At 62.5% G+C, this 19,040-nt stretch carries 15 protein-coding genes; 5 read left to right on the top strand and 10 right to left on the bottom strand.

The features are described from left to right. Positions 1-118: 118 nt before the first annotated feature. From MTAB308_RS20585 to MTAB308_RS20555, 7 genes are all read right to left on the bottom strand, one after another. Complete coding sequence (locus MTAB308_RS20585; RefSeq protein WP_342744162.1) at positions 119-1,114, bottom strand: alpha/beta hydrolase; 996 nt, start codon at positions 1,112-1,114, stop codon at positions 119-121. A gap of 501 nt (positions 1,115-1,615) precedes the next feature. Further along, positions 1,616-2,161, bottom strand: coding sequence for a carboxymuconolactone decarboxylase family protein (locus MTAB308_RS20580; protein ID WP_083746608.1), 546 nt, complete (start codon positions 2,159-2,161; stop codon positions 1,616-1,618). Beyond that, entirely contained in the window at positions 2,158-2,493 is a 336-nt protein-coding gene (locus tag MTAB308_RS20575) for a nuclear transport factor 2 family protein (protein ID WP_157900989.1), read from the bottom strand. Before MTAB308_RS20575 ends, MTAB308_RS20580 begins: the two co-directional genes overlap by 4 nt. Positions 2,494-2,649: 156 nt before the next feature. Next, a complete protein-coding gene (locus tag MTAB308_RS20570; RefSeq protein WP_077101652.1) occupies positions 2,650-4,281 on the bottom strand; it encodes a GMC family oxidoreductase in 1,632 nt (543 codons plus the stop codon). Between the two features lie 743 nt (positions 4,282-5,024). Then, positions 5,025-6,395, bottom strand: a complete 1,371-nt coding sequence (locus MTAB308_RS20565; protein WP_077101650.1) for a carotenoid oxygenase family protein — start codon at positions 6,393-6,395, stop codon at positions 5,025-5,027. Further along, on the bottom strand, positions 6,382-7,995 hold the full coding sequence (locus tag MTAB308_RS20560; protein ID WP_245831457.1) for an MFS transporter: 1,614 nt from the start codon (positions 7,993-7,995) through the stop codon (positions 6,382-6,384). Before MTAB308_RS20560 ends, MTAB308_RS20565 begins: the two co-directional genes overlap by 14 nt. A 98-nt stretch (positions 7,996-8,093) precedes the next feature. Next, on the bottom strand, positions 8,094-8,696 hold the full coding sequence (locus tag MTAB308_RS20555) for a TetR/AcrR family transcriptional regulator (RefSeq protein ID WP_216823686.1): 603 nt from the start codon (positions 8,694-8,696) through the stop codon (positions 8,094-8,096). Positions 8,697-9,342: 646 nt separating this feature from the next. On the opposite strand from MTAB308_RS20555, the gene MTAB308_RS20550 reads away from it, so the two are divergent. Then, entirely contained in the window at positions 9,343-10,896 is a 1,554-nt protein-coding gene (locus MTAB308_RS20550) for an acyl-CoA synthetase (protein ID WP_077101646.1), read from the top strand. A 101-nt stretch (positions 10,897-10,997) separates the two neighbouring features. Here MTAB308_RS20550 and MTAB308_RS20545 read toward each other — a convergent pair whose 3' ends face one another. Continuing rightward, positions 10,998-11,882 (bottom strand): SDR family NAD(P)-dependent oxidoreductase, encoded by an 885-nt coding sequence (locus MTAB308_RS20545; RefSeq protein WP_077104570.1) that lies wholly within the window; start codon positions 11,880-11,882, stop codon positions 10,998-11,000. Between the two features lie 58 nt (positions 11,883-11,940). Here MTAB308_RS20545 and MTAB308_RS20540 point away from each other — a divergent pair, with 58 nt between their 5' ends. Further along, positions 11,941-12,612, top strand: coding sequence for a TetR/AcrR family transcriptional regulator (locus MTAB308_RS20540; protein ID WP_077101644.1), 672 nt, complete (start codon positions 11,941-11,943; stop codon positions 12,610-12,612). Positions 12,613-12,912: 300 nt separating this feature from the next. Here MTAB308_RS20540 and MTAB308_RS20535 read toward each other — a convergent pair whose 3' ends face one another. Beyond that, positions 12,913-14,046 carry an AraC-like ligand-binding domain-containing protein gene (locus MTAB308_RS20535; protein ID WP_281253144.1) on the bottom strand — a complete coding sequence of 378 codons (1,134 nt, stop codon included), beginning with the start codon at positions 14,044-14,046 and terminating at the stop codon, positions 12,913-12,915. A gap of 507 nt (positions 14,047-14,553) precedes the next feature. Next, positions 14,554-15,507 carry an alpha/beta hydrolase gene (locus MTAB308_RS20530; RefSeq protein ID WP_077101641.1) on the bottom strand — a complete coding sequence of 318 codons (954 nt, stop codon included), beginning with the start codon at positions 15,505-15,507 and terminating at the stop codon, positions 14,554-14,556. 546 nt (positions 15,508-16,053) lie between these two features. On the opposite strand from MTAB308_RS20530, the gene MTAB308_RS20525 reads away from it, so the two are divergent. The 3 genes from MTAB308_RS20525 to MTAB308_RS20515 all read left to right on the top strand — a co-directional run bounded on the left by MTAB308_RS20525 (position 16,054) and on the right by MTAB308_RS20515 (position 18,919). Beyond that, positions 16,054-16,536 carry an alpha/beta fold hydrolase gene (locus MTAB308_RS20525; RefSeq protein WP_077101639.1) on the top strand — a complete coding sequence of 161 codons (483 nt, stop codon included), beginning with the start codon at positions 16,054-16,056 and terminating at the stop codon, positions 16,534-16,536. Between the two features lie 89 nt (positions 16,537-16,625). Further along, a complete protein-coding gene (gene istA, locus MTAB308_RS20520; protein WP_077096938.1) occupies positions 16,626-18,143 on the top strand; it encodes an IS21 family transposase in 1,518 nt (505 codons plus the stop codon). Beyond that, the gene (locus MTAB308_RS20515) at positions 18,140-18,919 is read left to right on the top strand and encodes an ATP-binding protein (RefSeq protein WP_077096936.1); all 780 of its coding nucleotides are present in this window, start codon (positions 18,140-18,142) and stop codon (positions 18,917-18,919) included. Before istA ends, MTAB308_RS20515 begins: the two co-directional genes overlap by 4 nt. Positions 18,920-19,040 lie beyond the last annotated feature (121 nt).

Below are 19,040 nucleotides of genomic sequence, written 5' to 3'. Positions count from 1 at the left end.
CCAAAGAATCGCCCCGAGGCGAGGGAAGCGGTTGTATCTTGGGCCTGTTGGGGCACAACATCTGTCACGCCCCGTCGATGTAGTGTGTCCGGGGACTACAACTCCACACTCGGGTTCGCTACAGCCCCAGCGCGCGACTTAGCACGACCAACGATTCGGCTTTCTCACGCTGGGATATCGCCGCGTATTCAACAAGGCCGGACCCGTGGAACGTTCCCGGGAATAGATGGAGCTCTACACTGACGCCGGCAGCCAGTAAAGCCTGCGCGTAGGCAATGCCCTCGTCTCGCAGCGGATCGAATTCCATGACTGAGATGTACGCTGGCGGAAGACCTGTCAGGTCTGTCGCACGCGCAGGCGCGGCGTAGATCGGAACATCCTGACCGCCAGCGCGACCGGCCCCAAGGTAATGATCCCAGCTGTTCACCGCCAACGGGCGATTCCACAAGGGCGTCTCAGTGAACGCGATCATGCTCTGCGTCATCAGCCGATCATCAAGCTCAGGGACATTCAAGAATTGAAACGCAATCTCCGGGCCGCCGCGATCGCGGGCCAACAACGCCAAGCCAGCGCACAGTCCACCGCCGGCGCTGGCACCGTGAATCACGATCCGCCGCGCGTCCACACCCAGTTCATCACTATGGGTCGCCGCCCACACCAACCCGGCATAGACGTCCTCAAGAGGTTTGGGATACGGATTCTCAGGTGCCAAGCGATAATCCACCGACACCACCACCACCTTTAACTCGCGCGCAAGCACCACATTGGCCCGGTGATTCATCTCTAAGTCACCGACCACAAATCCCCCGCCGTGGACGTCATAGATCGCCGCTGGGAAGCACTCCCCCACCGGCCGGTAAATCCGGATCGCGACCTCGGGGTCACCAACTGCGCCCGGAACCATCCGATCTTCTACCGTCACGCCTGTTGTGTCCGCGCTGGGGAGTTGAGCGAACATCTCTGCAGTTCGGCGCCGCTGCGTCGGCAAATCAATCTCACGCATTTCGGGCAACATCGGTATCGCCGCGGCGATTTCGGGATCAAACGGATAGGTAAGGACGACTCCAGGAATCGGTGTGATTCCGGCTCCAGTCAAGGACATCTCATCAGCCACATCTATGAGTTTGCACTGTGAACATTCGTTTTGCTTCCGACAAAAGTCGGAAGCATAACCAGATGGGTCCGACGACCGTGCGCGCGGGCCGCTACACATACGGCGCGTGACGCTCTGACTTGGCGTCGACATTGCGGTGCGCTCGCCCTCTGACTTATAGGATATGAAATCTCACTCGTCGTAGTCTGCGCACCCACGACGAGTCGAAAGACGCTGCAGTCTGGCGATATACATCGCTATCGGAAGCGCGACTCGCTGGGCGCCGAACTGACCGCTTTATCAGATAGAGCGGATTACGGCCATTCTCACCGACTATTGACGGACGCACCAGCCCGATAATGCGATGTCGTCGGGCAGCCCGGTCAACCTTGCCCTGAGAGCCGGTAATTCTGCTCTCTGCCTTGAGTCTCCGGCATGGCGGAGCAGTTAAGTACTAGCTGAGCGTGCACGTTTGCCGCAACAAACTGACGACCGTTCGTGTGCACGGCGCGTTGGGCCAAGTCAGCTGTCGCCCAGACTTGGCATCTGACCGTGGATGGTGGTCGACGTGATATCGAGGACCGTCGCTACCCGGGCTAGGCACCAGTAGTACCCACAGATCTGAAGCACCTCGACGATCTCCCGATCACTGAGAACGGCATGGGCCTGATCAAAAAGTCGGTCCGCCACTCGCGGCGTGGTAATCACCGCGGTGACAAACTCCGCCACCATTCGGTCGATCGGGGGAAGATCACCACCCACGAAATCGTTCCTGGCGATTGCGGCGCACTCGATACGAGATAGACCAGCGGCGGCCGCCATCGGCTCGTGTTGGGCAGCGATGTACTCACAGTCGCAACTGGCAGCGACCGTAAGGATCACCACCTCACGTAGCCGGTCTGATAACTGGAGACCGGTGGATTGAGCCAATCCTTGCCGAACAAATAACTCCACCGTGGCCGGAGAGTAACTGAGCGTCGCCAGAAGCGGGTCAGACGGCAAACGCGACATGAATTGTGCTACATCGCCGGGCAATTCGGGCCGCGGTGAGCTGCTGAGACGGGTCATGACGACGAAAGCCTGACAGCAGCCTCGTTAATTCGCGCAAAGCGGCCGTCGTCAGAATACCGGCCGATGACATACACTTCGGTCCGCTCGGTCGATCCATCCGTGCTGGTGACATCGAGCAGATGGCGTTCGGCATAACAATCGCCGGCGCAAAACTCCTCGAGCGTAGTAACGGTTCCTTTCACGATCTGCGCACGTGCGGCCTTCGCCATGGCAGCGAACTCGGCGCGAGTGTGTACTGTGCCGTTGAAACGATGTACGTAATCATCGGCAAAGTATTTGTCGATGAGTTCTTCGATGGTTCCGTGGTGGCTAAACACTAACTCCTGCAATACGTCCCCGATGCATGGGCCATTCACCGGATGCTCCCTTCGAGATAATCGGATCCGCAGTCGGATCGCGCTTTTCGAATGTTGGCCTCGTGAAATACGTTGCCGGTGCTATGTGAACGTGCTGCATCGGTTGCCGGTCGTCACCTCCGCCTCCTCTTAGTCGAGGTGCGAGATCGCCCGCCTCGGTGCGCGGTTTGCCTCAACGATGAGGTCTGCGGCCTTGGCACCTATGAGGACGCTCGGCGCGTGGGTGTGGCCGCGGATGATGCTGGGCATGATGGAGGCATCTGCGACGCGAAGTCCCCGCACCCCACGAACCACGAGCTCGGGGGTGACGACACTATCGGGATCGCTGCCCATGCGGCAGGTGCCAACCGGGTGGTAGAGACTATGCGCTTCGTCATTGAGCGCCCGTTCGAGATTAGCTTCGCTGGCATCGACGGCGCCGCGGGGGCGGGCGATCCTGCCAAGCAGGCTACTCAATGCCGGTGCCGTGGCGACCTTTGCGCAGATCCGTAATCCTTCCATGATCGCGGCCCGATCCCTTCCGCCGCTGTCGGACAGGTACCGAGGGTCGATGAGGGGTTTGGCTTTCGGGTTGGGCGAGCGCAGCATGATGCGTCCGGTGCTGTGCGGCTTGATTAGGATCGATCCCAGGGTGACTGCATGTCCGTACGGCTCGCCCAGTCCCGCGTCGAAGAAGGGACCGGGGCCAAAAAACAGCTCCAAATCGGGTAAAGCCATTCGGGGGTTGCTGCGGACAAATCCGTAGGCTTCGGCGGCCGGAGAGGTGAGCATGCCGCGACGCCGAACCAAATAATTGGCGATCTGAAAGGGTTTTCCGGCTCCATACAAGGTGTTGGCGTCTACATCGAAGCCGAGCATCGCCATGAGGTGATCGCGCAGGTTTTGCCCCACCTGAGGAGCGTGGTAGATGGTGTCAATGCCATGCCGAGCCATTTCGTTGTGGTGGCCAATGCCAGAAAGCATAAGCAGCTGGGGTGAATTGATCACGCCCGCAGACAGGATGACCTCGCGGCCGGCGCGAACGAACTGGACTCTCCCGTCGATTTCGCATTCCACGCCGATCGCCTGCTTGTCGGCGAAGCGTACTCGGGTGGCGGTGGCGTTGGTGATCACCGTGAGGTTGCTACGCCGCAGAGCGGGCCGCAGGTACGCGTCGGCGGTGCTCCATCGCCGGCCCCGGCGCTGAGTAACGACTGCTTGACTGAAGCCGTTCGGCTGGGGGCGATTTGGGCGTTCTAGGCAATAGCCGGACTGTTGAACCGCTTGCAGCCACGCCGCCGTTAGGCGATGAGGGCTGCGTTGCTGGGAGATGTGCAGCGGGCCGTCGATGCCTTCGTCTGGTTCGCACGCTCCTTCGACCTTTTCGATGCGGCGGAAATATTCGACAATGCTGGTGAACGACCATTGCTCGCCGGCGCACTGCGCCCACTCATCGTAGTCGGCGGCGAATCCGCGCACCCACATCATGGCGTTGGTCGACGAGGAACCGCCCAGCGTCTTGCCGCGTGGACAGTGGATACGTCGGCAGTTGAGCGCCGGCTGCGGTTCGGTCACGAAATCCCAGTCGACTTCGCTGCGGAACAACTGGATCCAAGTGGCGGGCATGCGGATGCGCCTGTCGTTGTCTTTTTCACCGGCTTCGAGCACGACCACCCGATTGCCTGGGTCGGCGCTGAGTCGTTCGGCGATGACCGAGCCGGCCGATCCAGCACCGACCACAACGTAGTCGGCCATGACGACGCCGTAGCCGTGGTTATTCATTGATCCGTTCCTTGCTGCGAGTAGTCGTCGCCATGTCCGGCCGGGCCACCGAGTCCGTCGCCCAGGTGACTGTTTGCGACGTGTTTCGCTTTGCCGGAGAGGCACGGTGTGTTGTGAATCTGTTCTGCCTGATCACCACTGTGAGGCAGACCGCGCCCGATCGCTTGTACGGGTGCGCAAGCAATTTGCATTCGTGCGAATCACGCATTTCCGGGGCGAACCGGCTACCCACGGCTACTGGAGTTAGGCGGTGCTTCGCATAGGAGCTAAACAGATTCTCACAACTGTGAGGTGCCCGCTGCTGGTAGCCATCCCTCTGCCGAGCTCACCGGTGGCTAGGTCTGCTGGACAGATCGCCCTCGCGGATGTAGCAGCAACACCAACCGTTAACGCATATCGGAACAAAATCGTTGAATCGACTGCCCGCCACATCGTCTAACGGTGCCTTTCACCGGGGTTCACAGCAGTTAAATGCGTGACAGCATCGTCGCGGCCGGCCTCGATCCGGATACCGTTTCCACCTCGAAGCCGGGTGCCCCGAACTTCGGGTCCGGCTGAATACGGACGCCCGGGCCCGAAAGTACATTTGGGCGCAGGGTCGGGAGTCGGAGTGATCACGCCCCGGGGCAGCGTGCTGAACTTGGTCACCATGTGTACGGACGTACCCAGTAGCGTCCAAGGAGCTGTCCGAGAAATGCCGGATGGCGGGCGTGATCGGATAGTCAAGGACCGTAAGGGGTCGCCTACCCATCGATGCAGTCGGTGATCCAATTTCCGTGGAATCCATATGGGACCCGCTGCGGCAGAACAATTTTGGCTACCGGCTCACCCCCGAAGTCGGATGCATCGAGAATCACCAAATCGCTTCCGTCGCGGACCGGATCATAGACGTAGCCGACGTACCAGCCGCCCAACTCGTCGGCTGGACCACTCGCCGATGGAACAAATACTGCCTCGCCTGGGATACCCGGAGCGGATGCAGTACCGAAACGGTGCGGTTCGACTTCGCCTGAGGCGAAGTCGAACCGCACCAGGTGCTTGTCGGCAACCGAGACTGCGTATCTGGCGGGCAAGCCGACCAACCTGTCGTCGATGCGCGGGAATTCGACCGGCCGGCTGTCGATCTGCCGTTCGGCGACCCGGCCGGCGGTGAGATCGATTGTCCAGTTCCACATCACGCCCGCGGCGTCCAGATCGCCGTTTTCCCGCCACAACTCCGGATAACGAACGGCGTGCAAAACAATGACCTCAGTGCCGTCGGGAGTGGTCGAGTCGTACGCGTTGGCTACGTGAAACACATAGCACGGATCGATGTCGAACCATCGCACCTGGCCGAACGGATCGTCGCGGCGAAGGACACCGAGTCGCGCACCATATGCATCGTTCCATCGAAAGGGCAAAGAAGCGCCCTCCATCGCGACATTCACGTCGAAGACAAGCGGCAAATCCATAAAGATGACGTGCTCGGCGGTCAGCGCGAAGTCGTGCATCATTGTCAAGGCTTTAACGTCGAGTGGGCGGTTGACGACCAGCTCACCGCTAGCATCCGCTCGGTGGTAGGTGACATGCGGCTCGAAGAGATTGCCATAGCCGAAGAAGTGCAACTCGCCCGTCGTCGGACAGATCTTTGGGTGTGCCGTCATCGAGTCGACAAGCTTGCCGCCGAAGTCGTAGGCCCCGATCGTCTCAAGGTCGTTGGTGACCTGGTAGGGCAGCGATGCCTCCACGAGCGCGAGGGTCTTGCCGGCGTGGTTGACCACGTGGGTGTTGGCAACACTGGAGCGCAGATCGCGGGTGCCGTCGGCATTGTAGAGCGGGAAGTACTCCTCAAAGCTGTCGGTGCGTATCCACCGATTGCGGTACCAGGCCGCTCGTCCACCTTCCAGTCGAACGCCGTGGATCATGCCGTCACCGGTGAACCAGTGCCCACTGGACTGCCGCGGGTTGGGGCCGTTGCGCAGGTACCAGCCATTCAGTTCCGCAGGGATCGCCCCCTCAACTGGTAGGTCGAAGGCAGTGAGTTCGTCGACGACCGGCGCGTAGTTGTCGCGCCGGAAGAACTCGCCGGCGCCAAACAGAGTCGCATTGTCGGGATTGGCGTCAGCGGGGTGCATCTCTGTCGGCCCCTTTCATGTGACCTGCGTTCCTCAATGCCGGAATCGCTTTGGCGGGATGGGCGGGCAGGGCGGCTAGGACGAAGAATGCACCGACCAGGCAGACGGCGGCGGCCGTTAGGCAGCCACCGTGTAGACCGGACATGAACGCGTCACTGACCGTGTCTCGGATTGCTGCGGCGACCGATGGCGGGGACTGGACGGCGACCTGCAGGCCTTGGGCCAGCCCTTGGCGCGCTGTGATCTTCGCGGCTTCCGGTGCAGAGTGTAGGACCTCGCTGTCGGACAGGTGTCGGACGTAGAGAGTAGAGAAGATGCTGCCGATCACTGCTACGCCGAGCGTGCCGCCGATCTGGCGCGTTGCATCGTTAACCGCTGAACCTGCTCCTGCCTGTTCGGGCCGGACCACACCCATAATCGAGTCGGTAGCCGGGGCAGTCGTCAGACCGAGTCCGCCGCCGAGCAGCACCATTGCCGCAGCGACATGCAGGTAAGGCACGTCGACGGTGATGGTGGCCACCCACGCGAACGCCGTAGTGAGCAATAGCAGGCCGGTGAACACGATCGCCTTGGTGCCGATCCGGGTCACCGCGAGCCGTGTGCCTAGGACGGATCCGACGGCGATCGATAAGGCGACAGGCAGGATGCGCACACCGGTGTCAAGGGGCCCGAAGCGCTGCAGTAGCTGGAAAAATTGGGTGATCAGAAAGATGAAACCGAACAGGGCGAAGAAGGCGACCGTCACGGCGCCGCTGGCCGCGCTGAAACGCAGGTTTGTGAACAGATTGACGTCGATCAGCGGCTCGGCGCGGCGGCGTTCCCACCAGACGAATGCGGCCATGGCTGCTGCCGCCACGCCGAAACCTAGCAGTGTCCGGTTCGCCGTCCAGCCACGGTCGGGCGCCTCGATGAGGGTATACACCAACGCTCCGAGCGTCACGATCGACAACAGCAGACCCCCCCGGTCCAACCGGGCGCCCGCCTCCGGGATCGAGGTCGGCACGAACAGCACCGCGCCGAGCACGGCGGCGAGCGCAATCGGTGCGAGCGCCAAGAACAGGCTGCCCAACCAGTATTTCTCCAGCAGTGCGCCTCCGAGGATGGGGCCGATGGCCACCCCGAGGCCCGTGACCGCGCCCCACGCGCCGATCGCAGCGGCCCGCTGCTTGGGATCGCGGAAGGTGTCAGTGATGATCGCAAGTGTGGTCGGGTAGATCAGCGCCGCCGAGATGCCCATCACTAGGCGCATCCCGATCAGCGTTCCGGTGGAAGTGCACAGCGCCGCCCCGACGCTACTGGCTGCGAAGAGTGCCAACCCGGCGATCAGCGCGCCGCGTCGTCCGAACTTGTCGCCGACGGTGCCACCCGCCAGCACCAGGGCGGCGAACGCCAGGTTGTAGGCGTCCACGATCCACTGCAGGCCGCGCGTCGACGCCCCAAGGGCCCAATTCAGCGTCGGCAGAGCCACGTTCACGATCGTGGCTTCCACATTTATGGCCAGTGCAGCCACAAGTACGACGGCCAGGATGAGCGCGGGGCGCCGGCGCGGCGGAGTGGTATGCGCGCCTCGGGCGAGACGCTTGGGAGTTTCGATGGTCACCGGACTACCGCCTTAATGTTGACAGGGAAAACAATGTTTACAGCACTAACATTTGAAGCATGACAGGCTATGTTAGTGCTGTCAACATTTGAGCGGACTCAGCGCAAGCCGTCGCTGATTAGATCGAGCATCCGGTCGATGATCAGCTGCTTGCGGCCGGTCTCGACTGCACTCAGCGGGCCGTCGATGAACAAGACTGACAGACCGTGCACCGCAGCCCAGGCGGCTTCATCGAGGCCGTCGCGCCGGTCGGGGGAGACCACGCCTGCGTCTACGAGGTCGTCAACGCAGCGAACCAGGACCTGAAATGTATGGCGCTCTCGCACGGCGCCCGAGTCGTCGGGCTGGCGCGAATGGCCGCCGCGCGCGGGGCGCCTGTGTGTGAAAACCGTTCGGAAAAGCCCCGGTTCGGCGAGCGCGAAGTCGATGTAGCCCTGCCCGGTGGCACGAAGACGGGCGAGCGCCCGTTTGGCGGTGGATCCTCGGCGAGGCAAGGCGTTGAGCCGTGCGACCATCGCGTCGGCGAGGCGCGTTTCTGCATACTCGGTGACTGCGGCTAGCAGTGCGTCGCGGTCGGCGTAGTGCCGGTAGGCCGCGGAGTTACTGACGCCGGCCATGCGCTGGACGTCGCGCAGCACGACCGCGTCTGGCCCACCCGACCTGGCGAGTTCGACAGCGTGCTCGAGGAGTGCCTGCCGCAAATTGCCGTGGTGGTACGCGTCGACCGCGGCACCGGATCGTGGAGTGGCCAACAGATCTCCCTTCTCCCCGATGTTGACAACACTAACATTAGCGGTTGCGCAGGCTGGTTAGTGGCTTCGAGTGGGTTATGGCGTACGCCGCCGCCCTGTCTGGGCGCATGCCTCGAAGCCGGGCGCCCCGACGATGGCTGTTGCTACGCCATCACCGTTGGGGCTCACCGAATGGGGTAGAAATTGGGGAACCTGGCTGCAAATAGTGCGTCATGTCCGGCAGTGCTCGACGTGCGACGCGCATCGGTGTGTGTATCGATCAGGTCGGTGACCCGCCTAGCATGGCGTGAAATCCAAGTGCAGCAGTTCGGCCGGATCGGGTGAGATGCAGCGGTGTGATCCCACCATGGCGTGCTTCAACGCTGTCGGCGCGCTAGTCAACAATGCCGTGATCCGGAAGCCCTATCGCCGTTGCCTCCCATGACTGTGTAGTCGTCACGCAAGGCAGTATCAGTTGTAAAGCTGAGCCGTCGTGCGCGTCCACTCAACAAGGGTGCGTACGCATACAAGCATCGCGACGATGGTACGAGCCACAGTGGTGTCAAACCCCCGAAACGGCTGATGTTCAGCCACGGAATGACTAGGACGCCTTGACGTGTATCCCGGTAAGTATGCCTTGACCTCGCCGGGCCGCCCTGCAGCGGTTCTCTTCGAGACCGGTGAGGTCCTCACCTACGGCCAGCTGGAAGAGGACTCGGTTCGGCTGGCTCACGTCCTCTACGATGCTGGTCTGCGCCCAGGCGATGTCGTCGCGTTGCTGAGCGACAATGATCTGCGGGTCTTTGAGGTGTACTGGGCTGCGCTGCGTTCCGGGCTCTACATCACTGCGATCAATCACCACTTGTCGCCTCAAGAGATCGCCTACATTGTGAACGATTCCGGTGCGCGGGCCCTGGTGGTCAGCTCAGCCAAGGCCGACCTGGCCGCCGCCGTGGTTGAGTCGTCCCCCAATGTGGGTTTGAGGCTGGCCTTCGGCGATGACCTTCCGGGTTATCGGCGCTACTCCGAGGCGCTGGCGGGTGCCTCGGCAGTTCCGTTCGACTACCAGCCCCATGGCGCGGCGATGCTGTACTCCTCGGGAACGACCGGCCGGCCGAAAGGGGTTCGACCGCAGTTGCCGGCTGGGCAGATCTGGGAGGGCGGCGACCCGATGCTGGATCTGCTGGGCGGGCGCTTCGGTCTCCGGCCGGACACTGTCTATTTAAGCCCCGCTCCGCTGTATCACGCGGCACCGTTGCGGTGGAGCACCGGCGTGCAGGCCTACGGCGGTACGGTCGTTGTCGTCAAGAAGTTCGACGCGGAGGGCTGCTTGCGTGCGATCGAGGAGCATCGCGTTACGCACGCGCAGTTCGTGCCGACCATGTTTGTGCGGATGCTCAAGCTGCCCAACGAGATTCGTGCGCGCTATGACACGTCCTGTCTGACAATGGCGGTTCACGCGGCCGCCCCGTGTCCGATTGAGGTAAAGAATCAGATGATCGACTGGTGGGGTCCGATCTTAGTCGAGTACTACGGTGCCACCGAGGGCAACGGTTTTACGGTCACCGACAGCGCGACGTGGCTGCGTAAGCCCGGTACCGTCGGCAAGCCGGTCATTGGGTTGCTGCACATTTGCGATGACGACGGTAACGAACTCACTGCGGGCAAGGTCGGTAACATCTACTTCGAGCGCGACCGTCAAATATTCACCTATCACAACGATCCCGACAAGACCCGAGCCGCCCAACACCCGTTGCACCCGAATTGGACGACTTTAGGTGATGTCGGATTTGTCGACGATGACGGCTATCTCTTCCTAACTGACCGCAAGGACTTCATGATCATTTCCGGCGGGGTCAACATCTACCCGCAGGAGACCGAGAACGTCCTGGCGTTGCACCCCGCTGTCTTCGATGTCGCAGTCCTCGGCATCCCGGATTCCGAGATGGGCGAATCGGTGGCGGCGTTCGTCCAGCCGGCCGCAGGAACAACCCCCACCGCCGAGCTCGCCGATGAGCTGATCGGCTTCGTCAAGGACCGAATCGCGTCCTACAAGGCGCCGAGGACCGTCCGATTCGTCGACAATCTTCCGCGGTCCGAGGCGGGCAAGCTGGCCAAAGGTGTTCTCAAGGCTCAATCCGGGATCACCTTGAGCCCGCTAATCTCCTGACATCCGATGCCGTCTCGCGCTCGCCGCAGCGCTCGCCGGCCCGGCCGTGGCGGGCGGTAGGCCATAGGGTCAACTCGAACACGCGTGAGAAATGTGGCGCATCAACTAGTCCCCACCTTGCTGGCGCAGTCTGCCGGAAACTGCACTGGATAGGGTTCGGCGTAGTCGGCAGACCGGCTGACCCTCCGCCAGGTCAAGTCGTCGTGGAGCAGTTGGAGGTCTGCCTGGATAGCGCTCTCCGCGGCGTTGACGCCCAGCGGCAGGTGCTCGGGAAGCGATTTCCGGTCGGCTATCTGAACCAGAATTTGTGCCGCACGTTCGGGATCGCCGGCCGCGCCGGCATCTGGCTGTCGCATAACGGTATTCATCACGCCGACGGTGTCGGAATAGATGTCGGGAATTGCATGCACGGTCATCGACGAGCCTGCCCAATCGGTGGAGAACCCGCTGGGCTCCACCACCAGTACCTTGATGCCAAACGGGGCGGTCTCAGCGCGCAATACCCGGCTGAACCCGTCGATGGCGAACTTGGCGGCCTGATAGGACGCAATCCCTGGAGTACCGCCCACACGGCCGCCTATGGACGAGAACTGGATGATCACACCGCCGCCCTGCTTACGCAGTAGCGGGATCACGGCCTTGGAAACGTGGTAGACGCCCCAAAAGTTGGTCTCGAACTGCGCCCGGAAATCAGCGGCGTCCCCGGTCTCGATGGGCGCCACATTGGCATAGCCGGCGTTGTTGACAACCACGTCCAGCCGGCCGAACCGTTGCCAGGCCTCGCTGACAGAGTCCTGCACCGCATCGGGGTCGGCGACGTCCAGCCCGATTGGGTATATCCGATCGCCGAACTCGGCGACCAGATCGTCGAGCCGCTCAGGGCGCCGAGCCGTGGCCGCGACGCTGTTGCCGTTGCCCAGAGCAGCCCGGACGACGGCGCGTCCAAAGCCGCGGGACGAGCCGGTGACGAACCACGTTTTCTGCATTTCCATAGTGAAACACTGTTGCGTAAATACCGCAACTCCGTTGCGTTATGATGCGCTGGTGGCCGACCACGCGTTTCAGCGAGCCCGCTCTTCACAGGCAAAACAACAGCGACAGAGAGCCATCTTGCATGCAGCGCGATCACTGGGCACCGACAACGGCATCAGCAAAGTGACTCTGACCGACATCGCCGACGCGGTAGGGATGCATAAATCGGCAATGCTGCGTTACTACGAGACGCGAGAGGAGATCTTTTTGCGTCTCACCGCCGATGCGTGGCAGGAGTGGTCAGCCGCCCTATGTCACGAGCTTCACATGCTCAGGCAACCGCAGACCGGAGAGGTCGCCGCGACCATCGCGAGGACGCTGGCATCGCGCGGATTCTTCTGCGACCTGCTAGCCCAAACGCCCCTGCACCTTGAACGCAACGTCTCCCTCGGCACTTTGCGCGAATACAAGCTGATCGCCCTGGCCGAGGTTGACCGTCTGGCGACGGCCATCCGCTCGGTGTCGCCGTCGCTGAATGAGCAGGACGCAGCGGACATCATTGCCACCGCGACGAGCCTGGCCGGCACGTTCTGGCACGTCGCCACCCCAGGCCCCGAAGTTGCCGGGCTCTACCGCAGCGACCCCCGATTGGCACACGCCGTCGTGGAGATCGAGCCCCGCGTCACCCGAATACTGATAGCACTACTCGACGGCATGACCAACGCTGCCGCACGACGGAATTGACTGCACGGCAGCAACCTGAACTTGTGAGCCGAGCTGATTTTCGTTGCCGGCATTAAGAGCGCGCTGGCATTGAGAGGCGCCGTCGTTTCGGCGGTCTTCGATTGCCCCTGACTAGGTCGCCTACATCGGGAGCGATTTCGGATGGCGATGGCTTACCGACGTGTCGTCCTGAAGCGGTACGCCGGGGATGCCAAAAGGCTTCACGTCGAGGCCCGCTCGCGTGCCCTTCACGGACGCTGGGTTAGGCACGCGCAGTTCCTGCCAACCACGTTCAGCTGTTCGAGGAGACCTGCCGCCAGATCAGGGCCCACAATTCTGCTGCAGCTGGGTGCGCTCCCCCGGCACGAGCCCCGGCGACATGCGGCCCAGTGCTTTGGCTCGGTAGTCCCGCGGAGGTAGACCGTAGGTTGACTTGAACAGTCGTGAGAAGTGTGCCGGGTCCACCAGGCCCCATTTGCTGGCGATCGCGCCCACCGACTGGCCTGCAAGCGAAGCGTTCGCAAGGTCCCTGCGGCAGTGCTCGATTCGCCGCGTACGTATCCAACCAGTCACCGTTTGCCCGTCACTTTCGAACAGCTTCTGCAAGGCACGTATCGAAATATGATGCGCCGTCGCGATCTCCGCGACGTCAAGGCGCGGATCGCCGAGCCGATGCTCGATGTAGGCTCGAACACGTAACAGCAATCCAATTTTCCCGTCGTTGATGTTGGCTCCGCCGCTACTGTCCAGCCGCTCGGTGAACAACGCAGCGAGCAAATCCAACGTGGCATCGGCCAGATGGCAGGAGAAAGAACGGCCACCGGCATCGATCTGTCGGGTGATATTGGAAAGATACTGTGCCACCACCAATCCCAAGCCGCGGCGGCCACTGATCGGCTGACTTGCAACGCGCTCCAATTGTGATGGGGCTAGCTGTAACGCGTCGCGCGAAAATGTCACGGCCTGCATCCGTGACGACCCATTGCTCACGATCTGGTACGGACGGCTCGTGTCATATAGAACGAAGTCACCCGGCGCCAAAACGGCCTCGTAACCACCTTGTTGCGAAATGCAGCAGCTGCCGTGCAGCTGAACCATGACCTTCAGGTGGTCCGGGCCGCTGGAGACGAGCTTTCTAGTGCGCCGGGCGACGAACGCATTATGAGCCCAAAGGTGGGTCAATTGCACGACGCCGAGATCGGCGGCACGCCCCCCGGCGCGGAAGTTCTCCGAATGCGAGGTCGACAGCTGCATCGGAGCCAATCGCTTCGAAATGAACTCATTGAACGCTTCCAGCCGCTCCGTGCCCCGGGAATCACAACAAGTCACGAGCCAACCTCCAGATATCCACGACCCAAACCTATTCGGCGTTTGGTGCTTCTGCGCGCTCAGGTCGTCGGCTAGAGGGCGTTCGCTGACAGCGTGTGTCGCTTGGCGGCCGCGAAGCCTTCGCATGATCCGCATAACCCCGCGACTGACCAAGCGGACGCATCCAATGTTAACCCCTTCGCTATCAGATCATCCTGCTGCTTGCGGCGCTAACGGAAAGCCGACCGCACGATCGCCGCAGCTTAACGCCGTGTGCAATCGCATCTTCCGCGCGCTCGGACTACCGAACTACATGCTGCACCGAACCAATCTCTTTGCGCCAACGCGCGACCGCGGACACCCGTGTCCCGCTGACGATGTTCCTGCCGCGAAAACGAGGCCAGCGCTATGAAGGTTCACTCCAGGCAGAAGGAAGTGGCATTCCTCACAGCCGCTTTACGACTGCCGGGCCGCGCCTCCGCTGTGTTGCTTCGTCGAGGAAGCCGCGGATACCGTCGCTCTCGGCGTTCGCGAGAGATCTACACCGTTGCCTAACCGGTTACCCGAACCGACACCGGCTCGGCGATGACGGGTGCGCCGGGGCGCGCCATGATGGCGTGGTCGCAGGGACGCGTACAGCGCGCCACGCAACGTTTACGCAGGCAGCAGCCGGCGGATCGCCTCGATGCGGTCCGCCATCATTCGGCCAGCGATGGCCGTCCCCGGAATGACGTGGGACAAGTGGAACGCCCCGGCATAGTGGTGGACCTCGGTGGGCACTCCTGCCTGAATGAGCTTGTGCGCGTAGTCAAGACCCTCATCCCGCGTCGGATCGATCTGATAGGCCGTCACGAACGCGGGCGGTAGTCCGGCTAGATCCGCCACCGCGGCGCGGGCGGGGGCGGCATAGATCGGGACGTCGACGCTGCCGGGCTCTGCAGTGCCCTCCAGGTAGTAACCCCAACTATATGGAGAGTTGACGGCCTGCCACATGGGCGTGTCGACGAGCATCGCCATCGATGGAGTGTCCAGGCGATCATCAACCGTCGGGGCGTCGAGAAACTGCGCGGCCAGACGGGGGCCACGGCGGTCGCGCGTGAGCAACGCGAGCGCCGCAGCCAGGCCACCACCGGCGCTCTCACCTAACACTCCGAGGCGGGTGGGGTCGATGCCAAATGCCGCGCCATTGTCGACAGCCCATCGCAGGGCCGCGTAGCTATCCTCCAAACCCGCCGGATAGGGATGCTCTGGGGCCAGCCGGTAGTCCACCGCCACTACGGTGATGTGGGCGCGTTCGACGAGCAGCCGTGCGGTGAAATCGGACATCGCCAGACCGCCCATCACATAGGCCCCGCCATGCAGGTACAGCAGCGCAGGTGCAAGAGTCGGGCGCTCGGCCGGCGCATAGACCCGCACCGCTACGTCCGCGCCATGTTGCCCGGCGCTGACAACGACGTCCTGGACAGTCAGCGCAATCCGCTCGTCGTACTTCGGCAGCTGCATGACCAGCAGCTGCTCAGTCTCGCGTGCCGAGGCAAGGTCGGAAAGGTCCATCTTCGGCAGGCCGCGCGCTACCGCAGCAAGTTCGGGATCAAGCACATGGTCCACTGAGATACCTCCTTGTGACTGTTCACCGATTCGTCCCGTTGGTTACTCCTAGGGCCCTAGGTGATGGGCCGTATTGGTCGGCCGAAGGACATCCAGCGAGTCTCATACCAGTGCCGTCATTCGGACAGCCCGTAGCCGATTACGAAAGCGACTGTATCCGAGAGGAATAGAGAGCTTGGGCGTCGAACCGGGGCCTTGCGCACCTAGTCAAACTCTGTTCGCCATCCGACAACCAAGGCGCCGCCAAGCGACAAACCACGCCTCATGGCGGCAAGCCATTGCACCTGGATCGGCACGGATGACGAGGTCAGCCGAGGTCGGCCACCGGCCTCAGTCACAGGAATGCACGACCGCATCTGTCCAACTTCTGTGCGCAAATATACAAGCGATTACGCGGTGTCTGACTGACAGTTGTGGTGGAGATATCCCGACTTGGGCGCTTAGTGAGTCAACGTCGGGGTCGTTCGAGGGCGAGGGTGCATCACGCTCCCGTTGGACGCGAGGATCCTGACCAAATAATCGACCTGGAAAGGCGTTCCACCAGCCATGTCCGACACGCATACATTTGTCTTGGTGCACGGCGGTTGTCACGACGGGTCGGCCTGGCGGCCGATTGTCCGACACTTAGAGCAACTGGGCCACACCGCCTTCGCTCCAACGGTAGCCGGGCACGGCAAGAACGTCCCAAAGAATGTTACCCACGCCCAATCGACTCAATCGGTCGTGAACTTCATCCTCGACAAGAACCTGACGGATTTCGTTCTAGTTGGTCACGGTTACGCAGGCACAATCATCAGCAAGGTGGCAGAGGCCGTTCCGGAACGCATTCGTCGATTAGTGTTCTGGAGTGCCTTTGTCCTCTACAGCGGAGAGACCGCGCTCGAGTTGCTGCCTGGTCGGGGTGTCGGCGGACATGAAAAAATGCCCACTGGCGGACATGGAAATGCCCATTCGCGGCCAATAAGTTCTGCCCACCGGCGGACACGAAAGTGCCCGCAGGCGGCCATGAATCTGCCCAGACCTACCTGATGCTGCTCGGCGCGCCAGCGCTGTGGCGGCCTCTCCTGCGGTTTCGATGTCGATGCCTAGTCGAAACGACAACCCCAGGAGAGACCTACTTGAAGTCTGACGGAGAACTCATGGAAATACTCAATGCCTACGACCTGACCGGGTCCTACCGGGCTGCCGCTGAGCTGTGTGGGTGCTCGCATCACACCGTGAAGAAAGCGGTTGAAGACCGCGACGCCGGCTTGCCGCCAGCCACGCGGCGGGCCCGGATGATCGACGATTGGCGCGACGTCCTGGAGGGCTGGGTCGCGGATTCGAAAGGCAAGATCCGCGGCGACAAAGCCCACGACAAACTCGTCGCGCTCGGATACAGCGGCACCGACCGCACCACCCGACGAGCCCTGGCGGAGATCAAAGCGCAATGGCGACTGGGCAATACGCGGGTGCACCGGCCGTGGATCACCGAACCTGGGCTGTGGCTGCAGTACGACTTCGCCGACGGCCCGCTTGTGGCCGGCCGCAAAATTGTCCTGCTGGTGGCGTGGCTGGCGTGGAGCCGATACCGCGTCGTCGTGGCTCTGCGGGACCGCACCGCTCCCAGTGTCTTCGCCGGCCTGGACCGGATTTTCCGCATTGTAGGTGGCGCCCCGACCTACCTGCTGACCGACAACGAGAAGACGGTCACCACCGGACACGTCGCCGGGGTGCCGGTCCGCAACCGCGCCGCGGTCACCTTCGGCCGCTACTACGGCATCTCAGTGCTGACCTGCGAACCCGCCGACCCCGCTTCCAAAGGTGGGGTGGAGAACGCCGTCAAACTCGCCAAAGCAGATATCGTGCCCACCGAGACCAACCTGCTGCCCCAGTACGACACCTTCGCCGACGTCGAAGCCGCGTGCGCTGAGTTCAACGCCGAGATCAACGCCCGGGTCCACCGCACCACGGGTCGACGCCCCGTCGAGATGCTCACCCAGGAACGCCCCGCCCTGCACGCGGTGCCCGACCTGCCCCACACCGCCGCATTGGGGGTGACCCGTCGGGTCCCGGACAACACCCCGATGGTCACCTTCGACCACTGCCAATACTCAGTTCCAGCAACACTATTGGGCCACACGGTGTGGATCCGACATCACGACAGCGCCGACGAAGTGGTGATCTGCGCCCTCGATGACGGCGGCCCCATCGAGGTGGCCCGGCACCGCCGCGCTGCCCCGGGCAGCCCCGCAATCAACGATGATCATTTCCCCGACCACCGTGACAAGGTTCCCGGTGATTATCGCGTCCATGCCCGCACCGTCTCCGAACAGACATTCCTGGCCTTGGGTCCCGGTGCAGCGGTATGGCTCAAAGAAGCCGCCGCCGTCGGCACTGAACGGATTCTGCAGAAAATGGCCCACGCCGTCGAACTCTCAGCACTGGCCGGCTGCGCTGATGTCGACTGGGCCTTGGGTCATGCCGCCGTGCACGGCCGGTTCGCCACCGGCGATCTCGACTCCATCCTTGCCAGCAAGGGGTTGGATCCCACCCGACGTGGCGCCGGCGAGGACACCTCGCTGGCGCAAGGCACCAGCGGGTGGAACCTGTTCGGCCGCACCATCATTGATGCCCCCGAGGCAGGCATCGCATGACCACCACCACTACTACTACCGCGGCGCTGCCCGCCGACGTCGAAACCTTGATGCGTGGGTTGCGATTGCCGCACGCACGAGCGATCGCCGCCGATGTGCTGGCCACTGCCCGCGCGCAGCGCTGGGATCCCACCGAGGTCATCAAAGCACTGCTGACCGAAGAAGCCGCCGGACGCGCCCGCTCCATGCTGGCCGCCCGCCGCAAAGCCGCCGGATTCCCGACCGGGAAGACTTTCGACGCCTGGGATCCGGGCGCCTCGTCAATCCCGTTACCCACCCAACAGGCGCTACAGACATTGGAATGGGTGGGTCGCCGCGAGAACCTGGTGGTCTGCGGGCCTGCCGGCACCGGCAAGACGTTCTTCTTGGAAGCGCTCGGGCAAAAAGTTATCGAAGCCGGTATGCCGGTGGCGTGGTTCACCCTCGAGCAGATCGGGGTGCTGGTGCGTGCGCACCGTGCTGACGATTCCCTGGGCAAGGCGGTGGCCAAGATCGTGCGCGCGGAGCTCGTCGTCATTGATGACGTGGGACTTCTTCCGGTCGGTGCTGATGCCGCTGAGGGGCTTTACCGCATCGTCGAAGCGGCCTACGAACGCAGATCGGTGGCGATCTCGTCGAATCTGCATCCCAGTGGCTTCGATGAGCTCATGCCCAAGACGTTGGCCACCGCCACCGTCGACCGGCTCCTGCACCACGCGCACCTATGCCAAACCAGCGGCGACTCCGTGCGCCTGGCCCAAGCCCTGCACGGGAAAGGAGTCAAACCCCTGACCTGACACCAGCGAACGACCGGTGGCGGACACACCCTCATGGGCAGATTCGTGTCCGCCACTGGGCAGTTCTTATTGGCCACCTACGAGCAGTTCTCATGTCCGCCCATGGGCAGTTACAGCTGTC

The sequence above is a fragment of the Mycobacterium terramassiliense genome, assembly GCF_900157385.1.
Taxonomy (GTDB): domain Bacteria; phylum Actinomycetota; class Actinomycetes; order Mycobacteriales; family Mycobacteriaceae; genus Mycobacterium; species Mycobacterium terramassiliense.
The sequence above is the reverse complement of the archived record's forward strand: the minus strand, read 5'-3'. Positions and strand labels throughout refer to the sequence as shown.